This window comes from Pseudomonas sp. R3-56 (genome assembly GCF_051132075.1).
Classification (GTDB): Bacteria; Pseudomonadota; Gammaproteobacteria; order Pseudomonadales; family Pseudomonadaceae; genus Aquipseudomonas.
In genome coordinates, this window is sequence record NZ_CP071657.1 from 3,299,590 (window position 1) to 3,313,924 (window position 14,335).

The window sequence follows — 14,335 nt, forward strand, 5'->3', positions numbered from 1 at the left end:
CCGCCTACAGTCGAAAACGCTGCTGCATGGCCTGGCCAAGCAGGTCTACCGCTTCATTGCCGCGTGAAGCCTGGGAGCGCATGAACACCACTGCATGGTCGGCGATCACCGGCAGGCCATCGAGAATCCGCATGTGCTCGGTCACGCGCGCACGGTCGATCAGGCTGATCGCCAGGCCGGCTTCGATACAGGCCTTGACGGCCTGGTTGGACGGGCTTTCCAGGACGACACGCAGCCGGTAACCGCTCTCCCTGAGCGCCTGCATCATGGCTTGCCGATAAGGGCACTGCGCTGCATGCACAGCCAACGCGAGCGGCTGCGCCGGGTTGGCCATCGCGTGAATCGCGCCGACCCAGACCGGCGTCGTGGTAGTCAACACCTCGGTTTCCTCCCTTGGCTGATCCATCGGCTGAGCGAGCACGGCCGCTTGCAGTTTCCCGCGCTGCACCTGCTCACGCAGGGCATAACTGGGGGCCGTCCTGAGCTCGAGGATCACGTTAGGCCAGGCTGCGGTGAATGTCGGCAGGATGTCGCGGATGACGTGGTCGGCGTACTCGTCCGGCACGCCTAACGTGATGCGACCCGCCAGCCGCGTGCCGTGCAGGTCGGCCAGCACCCGATCGTGGGTGGTGAGCAACTCGGTGGTGGAAAGCAGCAAGCGTTTGCCCAGCGCGGTCAGGGATACCGCCTGATTGTCGCGGTTCAGCAAACGGCCGCCAGCGACCGCTTCCAATCGCTGGATATGCACGCTCACCGCCGCCGGGCTTTTGTGCAGCTGCTCGGCTGCGGCGCTGAATTTGCCGATGCGCGCGACGGCGTGAAAGGTCCGTATCAGCTCGATATCCAAAATGGCGGGCATGATTCATCTTTCCTGAACGACTGCTGCAAGATATTTTGATTTATTAGATTAGGCTGCTTTCGTAGCCTGTGACCATGAACCTGCCCAAATCGATCACTTGCCCTTTGCCGTCCAGCGTTTATTGGCTGATCCCCTTGCCTTTGCTGGAGGCCGCCCTGCTTCTGGCCTGGAGCTCCGGGTTTGTCGGTGCGCGATTCTCCATTGATTACGCGCCGCCACTGCTGGTGGTGTTCTGGCGCTGCCTGGTAGTCACACTGGTGCTGTTTCCTTTTGTCGCCGGGCAGTTGCGGCGAGCCTCGCGAGTCACTTTGTTGAAAAACGCCGGCATCGGCCTGCTCGCGATGGCTGGGTACCTGGCTGGTATCACTCAGGGCATCGCCTTGGGCGTGCCGGCCGGGCTGGCGGCGTTGTTCGCCGACCTGTTGCCGATAGGCCTGGCGTTGCTGGGCGCCGGTGCACTGGGCCAGCGCTTGGCGCCGCGAGTCTGGGCCGGGCTGATCGTCGGCCTGATCGGCGTTGCGCTTGGCACCCACGGCGCGCTGGCTTGGGGCCACGCGCCACTGTGGGCGTACGGGCTGCCATTGCTGGGAATGTTTTCGCTGGCTATCGCGACCCTCTGGCAAAAGCGGCTGCCTGCCTCGCAATCGCTCGGCCTGCTGCCCAACCTCTGGCTGCAATGTGGTGTCTCTGGCTTGGCATTCGCCATGATCGAGGGCACGCAAGGCAGCCTGGCGCCGATACCGAGTACCGGGTTCGCGCTGAGTGTGTTGTGGACGGCAGGTTTGTCGACGATGGGCGGTTACGGGCTCTATTGGCTGTGTCTGCGCCGGGCGTCCACCACCCGCGTCGCCAGCGTCCTGTACCTGAGCCCACCGATCACGATGCTGTGGGCCTGGGCGATGTTCGACGAACCGCTTTCATGGCAGATGGCACTGGGGATGGCGGTTTCCGCCATCGGGATCTGGCTGGTGGTGCGTGACGAAAGCCGAGAGACGCGACGTACTGAAAATCGGCAGGAGTCATCGCGAGCGCACTGAGTCAGGCGGATAAGTCAATTTGAGCCCGATCACAGTGCTACAGTCGCGCACCAATTACGAGGGACCGCCATGCGCATCGTGGGAATTGCTTTGACCATCGCACTGCTGACAGGGTGCGCGACGGCCAACGAAACCTTTGGCACCGGGCAGCTTTGCGGTATTCATCCTTATTGCGGCGTGTCCGTCGACCTCCAGGTGCTCAAGGCGACGACCGAAGATAACGCGACCATCGCGCGCGCACTGGCGCCGTTCGCAGTCATCGATCTACCCCTCAGCTTCGTCGCCGATACGCTGATCCTGCCTTACACCATTTTTCATATGAGACCGGCTGAGGAATAAATTCACTGTCTTGGGTGTTGAACACACAGGCCCCTTCGCGAGCAGGCTCGCTCCCACACGGGAATGGGCCAGGCGTTGGCTGTATATGCGCCGCAGGCTCCATGTGGGAGCGAGCCTGCTCGCGAAGGCGGAGTGTCAGGCGATGAAGATGTTGGATGGACTGGCCTCTTCGCGAGCAAGCTCGCTCCCACACTGGAACGGGCCCGGCGTTGGATGTGTATGCGCCGCAGGACTCATGTGGGAGCGAGCCTGCTCGCGAAGGCGGAGTGTCAGGCGATGAAGATGTTGGATGGACTGGCCTCTTCGCGAGCAGGCTCGCTCCCACACTGGAATGGGCCAGGCGTTGGATGTATATGCGCCGCAGGCCCCATGTGGGAGCGAGCTTGCTCGCGAAGGCGGAGTGTCAGGCGATGAGGATATTGGATGTGCTGGCGAAGGAACAAGCGCCAGCGCCGCACGCTAGACCTCCAGCACCAAAGGCTCGCTGCCCTGGGCCGGTACGGCGCAGCAGATCAGCACTTCGCCAGCGGCCACGGGCTCGGCCGGCTGGGTCAGGTAATGCACCTGGCCCTGGGTCATGCGGGTCTTGCAGGTGCCGCAGGATCCACCGCGGCAACTGAACTCCGGATTCAGACCCCGCGCCTCGGCCAATTCCAGCAGCGTCCCGCTTTCCGGTTCCCAGCGGGCCTCCTTGGCCGAACCGGCGAACAGCACCTTTACCGCTTCGGTGGCCGCCGGCACTTGCTCGGCCGCCGGTATGCTGACTTCGATGTCACGCACCAGCGTGGACGGACCGAAGGTTTCGGCGTGAATGCGATCATCGGGAATGCGCAGCTTGCGCAAGCCGTCGTACAACGCCTGGGTAAAGCTGCCCGGCCCGCACAGGTAGTAATCGTAATCATCGAGGGGCAACAGTTGCTTGAGCAGCGTCACTTCGATTCTGCCGGCCACGTCGTAGCCTTGCCCGACCGTCCCGTCGGTGGGCGGCTGGCTGACCATGCGCAGCACTCGCAACTTGTCACCGGCACGGGCCACCAATTCATCGATCTCCTCGCGAAAGGCCAGGTCGGCCACGTGGCGAGCGCTTTGCACCAGCCAGACCGGGCGCATCCGGCTGATGCGTTTCCCCTGGTAGACCACTTCGCGCAGCATCGACAACAGCGGTGTGATACCGACGCCCGCCGCCAACAGTACCAAAGGCCGGCGCTCAGTCGGATTCACCGTGAAATGACCCTGAGGCGCCCGGGCGTCGATCTGGTGGGACGCCTGGATCTGCTCATGCAGGTGCGAAGATACCGCGCCGTCACGCTTGACGCTGATGCGCAGAAAATCGTCCGACGGCGCGCTGGACACGCTATAGGTCCGGATCGATGGCACTTGCTGTCCTTCCAGCGTTATCCGTACAGGTAGATGCTGCCCGGCTTCGAACCGGGGTAAACCGACGCCGTCGTTGGTTTGCAGGTAGAAGGACCGAATGTCGTGACTTTCGTCCACCACCCGGGTGACCTGCAGCGCCCGCCATTGGCTGCGCAGGGCCTCGGCCTGCAAGCGCTCGGCGGTCTGCTCCCAGCTGCCGGTCATCAATGAATTGGGCGAGTCACCCTCGTCCTGGTCCTTCCAGCGCAACGGCAGCGCCGCCGGACGATGGACAATGCGCTGCGGAGTAAACTGCAACAGCCGCTCGGCGCCCTGGAACGCGGCGATCTGCGGATCGTCCAGCAACACTTGCGCCGATCCGCTCATCTGCAGCAAATCACCCGTTTGGAAATCAACGAAGACCAGGCCCGCACGCGGGTTCAGCAGGATATTGCCCAGCGTATTAAAGAACAGGTTTCCAGAGAAATCCGGAATGGTCAGTGTGCCGTCCTCGTCCATGCGCACAAAACCTGACTTGCCGCCGCGATGGGACGCATCGACTTGCCGCTCGCCGTCGCGTACCACGTAGGTGGCGATGTAGAACGAATCGGCCGCCGTGACCAACTGCCGGACCAACGGGTCGGCCGCCTCCAGTTGGCGCGATTCGGCGGGCTGCTCATCGACGAAACGGTACTGGCGCAGGTTGATGTAGCGTGGGCAGTTGCCATAGGCCTGGCTCACCGAGATCTCCAGCCCGCGCTCAAGCCGACGCCGGACGACACCGTTCATGCGGTTGCGGCGACGGGTATGCAACTCGATGCCGAGCATGCCGATGGCATCGCCCTCGCCCATACCTTGCTCGGCCGGGTCTTCGGGCTCAGGGTCGAAATGGATGTGCAGCGTTTCCGGGTCCGGTGAATTCATGAAGCCGGGCTGCCCGGTGCGCAGGGTCGCCCAGACATCACCCTGGCGATCCACCGCGCCCAGCACCACGAAAGGCAACTGAGCGTAGAACTCGCGGTGCTGATCCGGCATCCAGCTACGCGCCAGTTGCCGCTGGCCGACACCCGCCATCATTTCTACTGCCCCGACGGTGCGCTGCAAGGCCAACTCGCCTTCATGCCAGGGCGAAGGGGCTACTTTCGAGGCTTCGTTCATCGATCACTCCTTGCACCCCCGGCATTGCTGCCTGGGCCAGTGCGCTACGGTCAGGGTTCGTCCGTCACCCTCTTGATCGGGTGTGTGGGCGGGTGGAGTCATCTTCTGCCCAATGCGCCGGCGCAAGAATACGCACGGATTGAAATCCATTGTTTCATCAAATGAAATGACCGTTGACCCTCGGCATTATTTTCGACGGCCCTTGTCTGCCTGACAGAGCGCCCATAGATTAGAGTCCATGTCCCCGACCTGAGCCATAGCGCAAATGTGCTATGGCTTCGCTTCAGGATCAGCGCATTCAAACGATAAGGTACGTCCCATGAGCCAAGCGTCTTACGTCCCGCCCAAAGTCTGGAAGCACGAAGCCCCCTCGGGCGGCCACTTCGCCAGCATCAACCGCCCTGTCGCCGGGCCGACCCATGAAAAAACCCTGCCGACCGGCGAGCACCCGTTGCAGCTCTATTCGCTGGCAACGCCCAATGGCGTGAAAGTGACCATCCTGCTTGAGGAACTACTGGCGCTCGGGCACACCGGCGCGGAATATGACGCCTGGCTAATTCGCATCGGCGAAGGCGACCAGTTTTCCAGCGGTTTCGTCGAGGTCAATCCGAATTCCAAGATCCCGGCTCTGCTGGACCGCAGCGTCGAACCTGCGATCCGGGTGTTCGAGTCCGGTTCGATCCTGCTGTACCTGGCGGAAAAATTCGCTGCGCTGCTGCCGACCGATCCGGCCGGGCGCACCGAAACCTTGAACTGGCTGTTCTGGCAGATGGGCTCGGCGCCTTACCTGGGTGGCGGCTTCGGACATTTCTACGCCTACGCGCCGGAGAAACTGGAATACCCGATCAATCGCTTCACCATGGAAGCCAAGCGCCAACTGGATGTGCTGGATCGTCGCCTGGCTGAAAACCGTTACCTGGCAGGCGACCAGTACACCATTGCCGATATCGCGGTCTGGCCCTGGTATGGCCAGTTGGTGCGGAACAACGTGTACTCGGCGGCCGAGTTCCTGGCGGCCCACGAATACACCCACGTGCAGCGTTGGGCGGAGGAAATCGCCAAGCGTCCCGCCGTGGTGCGCGGACAGCGTGTCAACCGGACCTGGGGCGACGAAACGAGCCAGGTGCCGGAGCGGCATAGCGCGCAAGACCTGGACTGACTGACACCCCCTCGTGGTGAGGGAGCTTGCTCCCGCTCGGCTTCGCAGCAGTCGTCAGCCGGTCAATGCGATATGCCTGAATGACTGCGTTGGCTGGGTTGGGTCTGCTGCGCAGACCAGCGGGAGCAAGCTCCCTCGCCACAAGAGCTTCCGCCAGCGCGTTAGCTTCCGGGCCCGATCAGCACGCTCTCGATCTGCACGCCGGGCATCATCGACTGCAAGCCTTCTATCAGCCTGTCGCCCGCTTCGGTCAGCGCTTCGAGCGGCATCGCCGGCAGGCTTTCGAGGATGAACCACATCTGCCTGGCATCCGCGTCCAAGCGGGTCCTGACGCCCTGGCGCCAGTTCCAGCGACGGCACGTCACGCCCTGGTCGTCGCGCCAGACCACTTCGCCGGCGTCGGGATATTCAAGGGCAGGCGCGCCCTCTTTCATCGTATCGAACGGTTCGCCACCCTCGGCAATCACCAGTCGCGGCGAGCCTGTGTACGCCTCGATATTTTCCCCGCCCACCGGGATCGCATATTCGAGACTGATGGCGTTGTAGAGGTCAACGACGGGATCAAGGCTCGGTAAGCCGCCGTCGCGCAGCACCCGCTTGCGCAACGCTTCGGCTGAACATGGCGTGCGTTGCGGCTTGGCACCGAACAGTCGGAACGTTTGGGCCCACTGCTGCAAATGGGCCTCCGCCCAAGCCGGCCCGCCCGCCAGCACCGATTGACAGGCCCGCTCCAGCGCCGCGCGGGCGACGTCGGGATCGGTGAGCGGCGCAGCCTGTGCGACGATGCTCAGGGCCCTGAACCCCGGCGCCAGCTCGGCAACGGCTTGGTCGATCAACGGCTGTACCGACAGCATCAGCATTCTCCAGCAATTCAAAATCGGTTTTCATGCTAGTCACCGCCGGTCGTCAAAGTCAATATATCGACTTTTTAGTCATCAAACTGCGATGGCCGATTGACGCCGTCCCCGGCAAACGCCGAGAATCCCTGGCACATTTATCGCGACCTTGGTGATGCCCCTGAACAGCCCTCTATCGACCGTCCCTGGCGCGGACGCCCACGCGGTGAGCCTGGCCGTTGCGCGCACGCTCAAGCAGGCGCGCAAGGCTCAGAAAATCACGCTGGACGAACTGTCCCGACGCTCGGGCGTGAGCAAAGGGATGGTAGTGGAAATCGAGAAATGCACGGCCAACCCGAGCATCGGCATCCTGTGCAAGATCGCCGCGGCGCTGGGCCTTTCGGTAGCCGATATCGTCAATGTGGCAGAAGCGCCCTCGGCCCATGTCATCGACAGCCAGGACATTCCCACGCTCTGGACCGGAGAGTTGGGAGGCAGCGCGCGCCTGCTGGCCGGCACGCCAGGCCCGAACATGATCGAGCTGTGGCGCTGGGAAATGTTTCCCGGCGAAACCTTCGCCTCGGCCGGACACCCTCAAGGTACGCTTGAGCTGTTCCATGTAGAAAAAGGCACACTGAAATGTGTGGTGGGAGAAACGGAACTGGTCGTCCCCGCCGGTAGCTCGGCGGTCGCGAAAACCGACGTGGCGCACACGTATTCCAACGCCGGCAAGTCGAAGCTGATCTTCACCATGTCGGTTGCCGAAATACATCAATAGGCAGGCCGCGGGCCCATCCCCCATGAGGATGGGCCCGCTCGCCATTCAGTCGTAGAACGGCTCGACCAAGGTCCGGCTGCCGACGAAAAAGCTGTCCGCAACCAGGCGCAGCGGTTGCAGGTCCAGGTCACTGGCCTTGTTACCGATCAACTGCTGGAAGTGCCGGTACACCGCCGCGTACTCGCCTTCCTCCGACACCGACTGGCGCACGCCGTCGATGCTTAACAACGCACCACCGTTGTCCAGTCGCAACACGCCTTCGGCGCAGCGAATCTCGATGCTCCAGAGCTCATCATGACCGTGGTCGAAATCGAATTCGGCGCGGATATCGAGATGGCGGGCATCCGACATCCTGATGCTCGCGGCGATCGGTGACTGGCAATTGTCTGGAACGCGCAGCTCGGCCGACTCGACGAACAGCGACAGCGGCAGCAGATGGGTGACGATCGACAGGGCATTGATGCCCGGATCAAAGACCCCGAGGCCGCCCGGTTGCCAGATCCACGCCTGGCCGGGGTGCCATTTGCGCACGTCTTCCTTCCAGTCGATCCGGACGCTTTGCAGCGTGCGGCTGGCGAGCCAGTCCCGGGCAACCTCGATGCCCGGGGCGTAACGCGAATGCCAGGCGAACAGGCCGCTGACGCCTTGCTCGCTCGCCTGCTCCACCAGCGCCATCGCTTCGCCCAGGGTGGCACAGGGCGGTTTCTCCACCAGCACATGCTTGCCGGCCGCCAGCGCTTGCCGGACCAGACCGAATCGCCCTTGTGGCGGCGTGCAAAAGGCAATTGCATCGACGTGCGGGCCGTTTTCCAGCAACTCGCCCAGGGACTGGAAATTCTCCACACCGGCGCAGGGCTTGCCTTGCGTGGCGACCGCTACCAGTTCGAACGCGGGGTTGGCCTGGATGGCGGGAACGTGTTGATCCTGGGCGATCTTGCCGTAGCCCACCAGGCCGAGACGAATCGGTTGCATCGATGACTCCTGACTTTTGTACTTATGATGGGCCAGCAAACTAGACGTAAATCGTCTGGCGGACAATGGGTCGAATCCCCTTGCCTTGCGTTATTGCTGTTCGACCGCCCTCACGACTTTGGAGATTCGCTCGAAAAAGGGGCCGAGTCGCTCTTGCGGCGCGTCCTGCTCCACCACCAGCGTGGTCACCTCTTCACAAGAAGCCACTTGATAATGAGCGACGCTGGACAGCTTCTGGTTGGTCACCGCCACCACCACCTGACCGCTGGCCGCGACCACCGCGCGCTTGAACTCGGCGTCGTCCAGGCCAAACGCCGTGACGCCATTGTCCGGGTCGATGGCGCAGGCCCCGACAAAGCACAAGTCGAAATTGAACTGGCGCAATTGCTGGACGGCGGCCAGTCCGATCGCCCCGCCCGCGACGCGGTTCATGCGACCGCCGAGCAGGATGACCTCGGCGCGGGGCAGCTTCATCAGTTCCACCGCGATCAGCGGGGAGTTGGTGCTGAGCGTCAGTTGCAGCCCCGGGTCGATGGCACGGGCAATGGCCAGGTTGGTCGAGCCGGCATCCAGGAATACATGCTGGCCTGCGCTAAGCAGCGCGGCTGCCGCCTGGCCAAGATTATCCTTGCGCGCTGGATCCTGGTGGATCCGCACATCGATCGGCGCTTCGGCGGCCGGCAGGCGAATCGCGCCGCCATAGACGCGCTTGCACAAGCCCGCCGCCGCCAATGTGCCCAGGTCTCGGCGTATCGAATGTTCAGAGACGTTGAATTCAATCGCCAGATCAGCCGCGATGACCCGGCCATACAGGGCAAGCCGCTCGCTGATCAAGCGTTGGCGTTCGCCGGGAAACACTTCGTGGGTAGCACTCATGACAGCTGAACCTGCATAAACGAGCATGAATATACATAACCGAGCACAATATGCCGCGTCTCCCTCGGGTCGTCAAACCCTCGACGTTGCCCAAGGGCAAGGCTGCCTTTCGTCACTCTCTGCCGCCAGGTCGCTGAACAGTCTTTTCTTCACGCAGGTCAACACAAGGTCGGTAGCGTCAATTGGTCAACGAGCGACTCCTCGGGTCGCCGAGGATGGAACTATGAACAGAATCATTATCGCGGTCCTGCTGGGCGCTGCGCTCTTATCAGGCGCCAACGGGGCCCAGGCGGCGGAAACGAAGAAGGTCGACGTGCTGCTGGTAGGCGGCGGCATCATGAGTTCGACGCTGGGCATCTGGCTCAACGAGCTTGAGCCTGGCTGGTCGATGGAGATGGTCGAACGCCTGGATGCGGTGGCCGAAGAAAGCTCCAACGGCTGGAATAACGCCGGCACCGGGCATTCGGCACTGGCGGAGCTCAATTACACGCCGATGGATGACCAGGGCAACGTGAACATTTCCAAGGCCATCGAGATCAACGAAGCCTTCCAGATCACTCGCCAGTTCCTGGCCTGGCAGGTGCGCAACAACGTGTTGAAGAATCCGCCGTCATTTATCAATTCCACCCCGCACATGAGTTTTGTCTGGGGTGACGACAACATCAAATTCCTGAAAAAACGCTACGAGGCGTTGCAAGCGAGCCCGTTATTCCGGCCGATGCAGTATTCAGAGGACCCGGAGCAGATCAGGAAGTGGGTACCCTTGATGATGGAAGGCCGCGATCCGAACCAGAAGCTCGCGGCCACCTGGACGCCGATCGGCACCGATGTGAATTTTGGCGAAATCACCCGCCAGTACGTCAGCTACTTGCAGAGCCGGCCCAACTTCAGCCTGAAGCTTTCCAGCGAGGTGCGCGACATCACCCGCAACGACGACGGTACCTGGCGCGTGGAATACAAGAACCTCAAGGACGGCGAAACGACCACCACCGATGCCAGGTTCGTATTCATTGGCGCCGGCGGCGGTGCACTGCATCTGCTCCAGGAATCGGGCATCCCGGAGGCAGACGACTACGCCGGGTTCCCGGTCGGCGGCTCGTTCCTGGTCGCCGAGAACCCTGGCATTGCCGAGCGACACATGGCCAAGGCGTACGGCATCGCTTCCACTGGCGCGCCACCGATGTCGGTGCCGCACCTGGACACCCGCGTGCTGGATGGCAAGCGCGTCATCCTCTTTGGTCCGTTTGCGACCTTCTCCACCAAATTCCTCAAGGAAGGCTCGTACTTCGACCTTTTCACCAGCATGACCCCGCACAATATCTGGCCGATGACCAAAGTAGGCATCGAACAATACCCGCTGGTTGAATACCTGGCCGGCCAACTGATGCTTTCCGACGATGATCGGTTCAAGGCCCTGCAGGAATATTTTCCCCAGGCCAGGAAGGAAGACTGGCGCCTCTGGCAAGCCGGCCAGCGCGTGCAGGTCATCAAGCGCGACGAAGAAAAAGGTGGCGTGCTCAAACTGGGCACTGAAGTGGTCGCCTCCCAGGATGGCAGCATTGCCGGCCTGCTGGGCGCGTCCCCTGGTGCCTCGACGGCGGCGCCAATCATGCTTGAAGTGATGCAGCGGGTCTTCAAGGACAAGGTGGCCTCGCCGGCCTGGCAGGAAAAACTGCACCAGATCGTTCCCAGCTATGGGACACGGCTAAACGATGATCCTGATCGTGTCTATGAGGAATGGAAATACACCAGCGATGTGCTAAAACTGGCGCCGCCGCCGGACATCCGTGGAAACGCCGAATCGAAGGCCCCGACCAACAGCGATCCCGTGGGGCAGAAAAACAGCGATTCCGACCCGGACCTGGCGTTGTGAATGCTTCGACTGACAAGGATGGGAAACGTGGACAAGGAAGCCATCAGGATTCGTACCCTGCAACTCGCCGACACCGAGGCGTTGCTGGCGTTTGAAGTGGATAATCGCCAGTGGTTCGAGCGGCACATCGATGCGCGCGCCTCGGCGTTTTATTCGTTGCGGGGAGTCAGCGAGCACATTGGCGATTACCTGTCCGGCTTCGCCGCCGGGACCTGGCACCCATTTGTCATCGAGGACGCCGGCGGAACGATTATCGGGCGAGCGAACCTCAAGGACATCGACACCAGCGAGCGAACCGCGCAGGTCGGCTATCGAATCGCCCAACACGCTTGTGGCAAGGGACTGGCGACGCTGGCAGTGAAGCACTTGATCGAGCAGGCCCGGTCACACTGGCGACTCGAACGGTTGCTCGCCGAAGTCTATGTACAAAATGCCGGCTCGGTGAAAGTGCTCGATCGTTGTGGTTTTGTGGTGGAGCCTACCCAGCCGGAGGCCAACGGGCAGCATCATTGGTATTCGCTTTTAATCCAGCCCCGGTAGTTCTGGACGTCCGATGAGCGACTTTTTCATCGAGCTACAAACGGATAATGCTCGATACGGCAAGGATAGTCGTTGCCGTCGCCCTTGCAGATTCCATCCAGATAGCGGTACTTGATCCGGATCGCCTGGCCTTTCCCGGGCCATTTGCGGCGTGGCAGCGTGGCCTGGTAGTCGGCGGTTTCCGGAATGAAGCTGATCACCGCGCCCTCTTCCGGGCATTCCACACTGGGCGAGGCCGGGCGCGCCTTCAGGACTTGGGCCTGGAGCTCCGGCGTGGGCCGTTTCACCACTTCGGTGACGTGCAGCTGGATATCGCAGATCTGCCACGTCGCGGCCTGCGCCGGTGCGCAAAAGGCTGCAAGCGCCAGGGCGAATGGCGCGGAGTACGCTGGGAGCGTGGTCATTTCAGTCCTTTTTTCTGCGGCGGATTTGCGTCCGCCATCCTCTCACACCAAGGTATGTGAGGTCCCCGGACAAAAAAAGCCCCGCGACCGAAGACGGTGCGGGGCAAGGGAATTGGTTGGTTGCGGCCAACCAAAGGAGCACGGAGAAAAGCGTTTACGGGCCGGTCAGATGCATTCCTGTGCGGCGCGCTCGAAACTCGAAGGCAGGAGATTGGACGCCAGCAGGTGGCGCTCGTAGACAAACACCTTGCCGCCACTGCCGGCCTTGTAGGCTTCCAGCACGTTGTCCGCCGAAATCTTGCTTGGCACGACGATGCGGTAGCTGCGCTGGCTCTGCGAGACCATCGGGTGCAAAGCGCTGCCTTGCAACTTCGGCACGACGCATTCAGCGTATTCGGCCGGGGTCTTGCTGGTCTGCAAGGTCAGGGTCGGATCGTTCGGTGCCGAGGCACATCCTGCCAATAACAGGGGGGAAAACGCCAGGGACAGTAGAAATAAAGGGCGCATGGATCGGTCCTGAAAATAAAAACGTTGGGCTGCGTCTCGATGGCGCTGATTTTCCAATGATTGCCCGCAAAGCAGAACTTGCATTTGCTAATGGTCACTATTACTCATAGCAATAGTTGCAAGCCGGATGATGATGAGGAACGGATGAGAACGTTTGACTTGATTCGTGACGCGGTACTGCCCGACTTTCGTGAGCGGGTGGCTGAGTACCTGGTCCAGTACGAAAGCGTGCTGTTGAGCAATGCCGACATCGCCCCCCAGCTCAAGCGCGACACGGCCAATCAACTGCGCGGTTATCTGCGGGGGTTGAACACTACCCGGGTGTTGGGCATGGCGGACTGGGAGGAACTGGATCGGCGGGTGATGAGTACCTGGCTATCCGACTGATTGGCGAAATCCCCGAGGCGTACAGCCGAATTCGCGACGAAACACCGTGTGCAGGTACTGCGCCGACTTGAAGCCGCAATCGCGGGCGATATCGGCAATCGCCAGCTCGGTGTTCTCCAACCCGCTGGCCGCCGCCGCCAGCTTGAAGCGCAGGATCTCGTCGTGAACGCTGCAACCACGCTCCTTGCGAAAATGCGACTCCAGGGATGAACGCGACACGCCGACATACGCCGCCACTTGCGCGGTCTTGATGCCCTGGCAGGCGTATTGGCGAATGAACAACAAAGCCTGCATGACGTAAGGATTGCCCAGTGGCTGGTGCAGGCTCGACGCTTGCACGTTGATCGCCTCGGGCGGGATCAACACCTGGGTGCCGGTGGCAGGCATGCCGTGCAGCATCTGGTGAAGCAGGCGCGCGGCGGTCCGGCCCATGGTTTCGGTGCCCTGCACCACCGAACTGAGCGGCACCCGGGTCAGGCTGCGGGTCAGCGGGTCGTTGTCGATGCCGATCAACGCGACTTGCTCCGGCACGGCGATCCCGGCTGTCAGGCAAGCTTGCAACAACTGCCGGGCCCGCGCGTCGCTGACCGCGATGATGCCGATGGGTTTGGGCAGGCTCTGCAGCCAGGCGATCTGCTGCTCGACCGCGCTGTCCCAAAGCGGCGCGCTGGTGCCCATGCCCCGGTACACCTGCGCCGGCAGGCCATCGCGCTGCATCAACTGGCGGAAGGCCTTTTCCCGTTCCTGGGCCCAGCGATTGGCCTGGGCTTCGGGCAGGCTGAAACAGGCGAATTGCGTCAACCCGGCTTCGATCAGATGCGCGTAGGCCAACTTGATCAGCGCGTGATTATCCGTAGCGACATATGGAATGCCCTTCGGATAGGCGCGCTCGTCCTGATACGAGCCCCCCACCGCCACCACGGGCAGCTTGATCCCGGCCAGCGCCTCGCCGATCAGCGGGTCATCGAAGTCGGCGATGATTCCATCGCCCTGCCAGCGCTCGATCCCTTTCAACCGGCAGTGAAAATCCTCCTCGAGAAACAGGTCCCAGGACGCGCGCGTGCTGCTCAGGTAGTTGCCGATGCCGCTGATGATGCCGCGGTCGTAGATCTTGCTGCCGTTGAACAGCAGGGCGATGCGGTGAACGGGCGGGACGATTTTCATTGTTTTTATCCTGGGCCGATGGACACAGACTAGGCGCGCGAACGGCGAATCTCAATACTCAAAATCGAACTGCCGATTGGTGATTTTCAT

15 protein-coding genes are annotated in these 14,335 nt (G+C 62.0%); 7 read left to right on the top strand and 8 right to left on the bottom strand.

Annotation, left to right across the window (positions count from 1 at the left end):
* Positions 1 to 4: 4 nt before the first annotated feature.
* On the bottom strand, positions 5 to 859 hold the full coding sequence (locus tag J3P96_RS14820) for a LysR family transcriptional regulator (RefSeq protein WP_434651918.1): 855 nt from the start codon (positions 857 to 859) through the stop codon (positions 5 to 7).
* Between the two features lie 74 nt (positions 860 to 933).
* Between J3P96_RS14820 and J3P96_RS14825 the strand changes: the two genes are divergently transcribed.
* Entirely contained in the window at positions 934 to 1,896 is a 963-nt protein-coding gene (locus J3P96_RS14825) for a DMT family transporter (protein WP_434651920.1), read from the top strand.
* Positions 1,897 to 1,965: 69 nt separating this feature from the next.
* On the top strand, positions 1,966 to 2,235 hold the full coding sequence (locus tag J3P96_RS14830) for a YceK/YidQ family lipoprotein (RefSeq protein WP_434568665.1): 270 nt from the start codon (positions 1,966 to 1,968) through the stop codon (positions 2,233 to 2,235).
* A gap of 459 nt (positions 2,236 to 2,694) precedes the next feature.
* Here the strand turns inward: J3P96_RS14830 and J3P96_RS14835 are convergent, their stop codons facing one another.
* The gene (locus J3P96_RS14835) at positions 2,695 to 4,749 is read right to left on the bottom strand and encodes a 2Fe-2S iron-sulfur cluster-binding protein (RefSeq protein WP_434651922.1); all 2,055 of its coding nucleotides are present in this window, start codon (positions 4,747 to 4,749) and stop codon (positions 2,695 to 2,697) included.
* Positions 4,750 to 5,068: 319 nt separating this feature from the next.
* On the opposite strand from J3P96_RS14835, the gene yghU reads away from it, so the two are divergent.
* Positions 5,069 to 5,908 (top strand): glutathione-dependent disulfide-bond oxidoreductase, encoded by an 840-nt coding sequence (yghU, locus tag J3P96_RS14840; protein ID WP_434651925.1) that lies wholly within the window; start codon positions 5,069 to 5,071, stop codon positions 5,906 to 5,908.
* Between the two features lie 161 nt (positions 5,909 to 6,069).
* Here the strand turns inward: yghU and J3P96_RS14845 are convergent, their stop codons facing one another.
* Positions 6,070 to 6,762: a B3/B4 domain-containing protein gene (locus tag J3P96_RS14845; protein ID WP_434651927.1), complete on the bottom strand. Its 693-nt coding sequence runs from the start codon at positions 6,760 to 6,762 to the stop codon at positions 6,070 to 6,072.
* Between the two features lie 157 nt (positions 6,763 to 6,919).
* Here J3P96_RS14845 and J3P96_RS14850 point away from each other — a divergent pair, with 157 nt between their 5' ends.
* Positions 6,920 to 7,522, top strand: coding sequence for an XRE family transcriptional regulator (locus J3P96_RS14850; RefSeq protein ID WP_434604657.1), 603 nt, complete (start codon positions 6,920 to 6,922; stop codon positions 7,520 to 7,522).
* A 45-nt stretch (positions 7,523 to 7,567) separates the two neighbouring features.
* Here the strand turns inward: J3P96_RS14850 and J3P96_RS14855 are convergent, their stop codons facing one another.
* The gene (locus J3P96_RS14855; RefSeq protein WP_434651929.1) at positions 7,568 to 8,494 is read right to left on the bottom strand and encodes a Gfo/Idh/MocA family protein; all 927 of its coding nucleotides are present in this window, start codon (positions 8,492 to 8,494) and stop codon (positions 7,568 to 7,570) included.
* Positions 8,495 to 8,584: 90 nt separating this feature from the next.
* Positions 8,585 to 9,370 (bottom strand): DeoR/GlpR family DNA-binding transcription regulator, encoded by a 786-nt coding sequence (locus J3P96_RS14860; RefSeq protein WP_434568671.1) that lies wholly within the window; start codon positions 9,368 to 9,370, stop codon positions 8,585 to 8,587.
* Between the two features lie 223 nt (positions 9,371 to 9,593).
* On the opposite strand from J3P96_RS14860, the gene mqo reads away from it, so the two are divergent.
* Both mqo and J3P96_RS14870 read left to right on the top strand, forming a co-directional pair.
* Entirely contained in the window at positions 9,594 to 11,243 is a 1,650-nt protein-coding gene (gene mqo / locus J3P96_RS14865; protein WP_434651932.1) for a malate dehydrogenase (quinone), read from the top strand.
* Between the two features lie 18 nt (positions 11,244 to 11,261).
* Positions 11,262 to 11,783 carry a GNAT family N-acetyltransferase gene (locus J3P96_RS14870; protein WP_434658185.1) on the top strand — a complete coding sequence of 174 codons (522 nt, stop codon included), beginning with the start codon at positions 11,262 to 11,264 and terminating at the stop codon, positions 11,781 to 11,783.
* A 26-nt stretch (positions 11,784 to 11,809) separates the two neighbouring features.
* On the opposite strand, the gene J3P96_RS14875 is transcribed toward J3P96_RS14870, so the two are convergent.
* Both J3P96_RS14875 and J3P96_RS14880 read right to left on the bottom strand, forming a co-directional pair.
* Positions 11,810 to 12,187, bottom strand: a complete 378-nt coding sequence (locus tag J3P96_RS14875) for a hypothetical protein (RefSeq protein WP_434651934.1) — start codon at positions 12,185 to 12,187, stop codon at positions 11,810 to 11,812.
* 165 nt (positions 12,188 to 12,352) lie between these two features.
* Entirely contained in the window at positions 12,353 to 12,694 is a 342-nt protein-coding gene (locus tag J3P96_RS14880; RefSeq protein WP_434604648.1) for a hypothetical protein, read from the bottom strand.
* A 144-nt stretch (positions 12,695 to 12,838) separates the two neighbouring features.
* Here J3P96_RS14880 and J3P96_RS14885 point away from each other — a divergent pair, with 144 nt between their 5' ends.
* Complete coding sequence (locus J3P96_RS14885; protein ID WP_434651935.1) at positions 12,839 to 13,081, top strand: hypothetical protein; 243 nt, start codon at positions 12,839 to 12,841, stop codon at positions 13,079 to 13,081.
* On the opposite strand, the gene J3P96_RS14890 is transcribed toward J3P96_RS14885, so the two are convergent.
* Entirely contained in the window at positions 13,070 to 14,245 is a 1,176-nt protein-coding gene (locus tag J3P96_RS14890; protein WP_434651937.1) for a XylR family transcriptional regulator, read from the bottom strand. The two genes, J3P96_RS14885 and J3P96_RS14890, sit on opposite strands and share 12 nt — an antisense overlap.
* Positions 14,246 to 14,335 lie beyond the last annotated feature (90 nt).

What these genes read in the sequence shown, in the direction of transcription:
- J3P96_RS14820 (WP_434651918.1), bottom strand. Translation starts at nt 859, where the DNA reads ATGCCCGCCATTTTGGATATCGAGCTGATACGGACCTTTCACGCCGTC.
- J3P96_RS14825 (WP_434651920.1), top strand. Translation starts at nt 934, where the DNA reads ATGAACCTGCCCAAATCGATCACTTGCCCTTTGCCGTCCAGCGTTTAT.
- J3P96_RS14830 (WP_434568665.1), top strand. Translation starts at nt 1,966, where the DNA reads ATGCGCATCGTGGGAATTGCTTTGACCATCGCACTGCTGACAGGGTGC.
- J3P96_RS14835 (WP_434651922.1), bottom strand. Translation starts at nt 4,749, where the DNA reads ATGAACGAAGCCTCGAAAGTAGCCCCTTCGCCCTGGCATGAAGGCGAG.
- yghU (WP_434651925.1), top strand. Translation starts at nt 5,069, where the DNA reads ATGAGCCAAGCGTCTTACGTCCCGCCCAAAGTCTGGAAGCACGAAGCC.
- J3P96_RS14845 (WP_434651927.1), bottom strand. Translation starts at nt 6,762, where the DNA reads ATGCTGTCGGTACAGCCGTTGATCGACCAAGCCGTTGCCGAGCTGGCG.
- J3P96_RS14850 (WP_434604657.1), top strand. Translation starts at nt 6,920, where the DNA reads ATGCCCCTGAACAGCCCTCTATCGACCGTCCCTGGCGCGGACGCCCAC.
- J3P96_RS14855 (WP_434651929.1), bottom strand. Translation starts at nt 8,494, where the DNA reads ATGCAACCGATTCGTCTCGGCCTGGTGGGCTACGGCAAGATCGCCCAG.
- J3P96_RS14860 (WP_434568671.1), bottom strand. Translation starts at nt 9,370, where the DNA reads ATGAGTGCTACCCACGAAGTGTTTCCCGGCGAACGCCAACGCTTGATC.
- mqo (WP_434651932.1), top strand. Translation starts at nt 9,594, where the DNA reads ATGAACAGAATCATTATCGCGGTCCTGCTGGGCGCTGCGCTCTTATCA.
- J3P96_RS14870 (WP_434658185.1), top strand. Translation starts at nt 11,262, where the DNA reads ATGGGAAACGTGGACAAGGAAGCCATCAGGATTCGTACCCTGCAACTC.
- J3P96_RS14875 (WP_434651934.1), bottom strand. Translation starts at nt 12,187, where the DNA reads ATGACCACGCTCCCAGCGTACTCCGCGCCATTCGCCCTGGCGCTTGCA.
- J3P96_RS14880 (WP_434604648.1), bottom strand. Translation starts at nt 12,694, where the DNA reads ATGCGCCCTTTATTTCTACTGTCCCTGGCGTTTTCCCCCCTGTTATTG.
- J3P96_RS14885 (WP_434651935.1), top strand. Translation starts at nt 12,839, where the DNA reads ATGAGAACGTTTGACTTGATTCGTGACGCGGTACTGCCCGACTTTCGT.
- J3P96_RS14890 (WP_434651937.1), bottom strand. Translation starts at nt 14,245, where the DNA reads ATGAAAATCGTCCCGCCCGTTCACCGCATCGCCCTGCTGTTCAACGGC.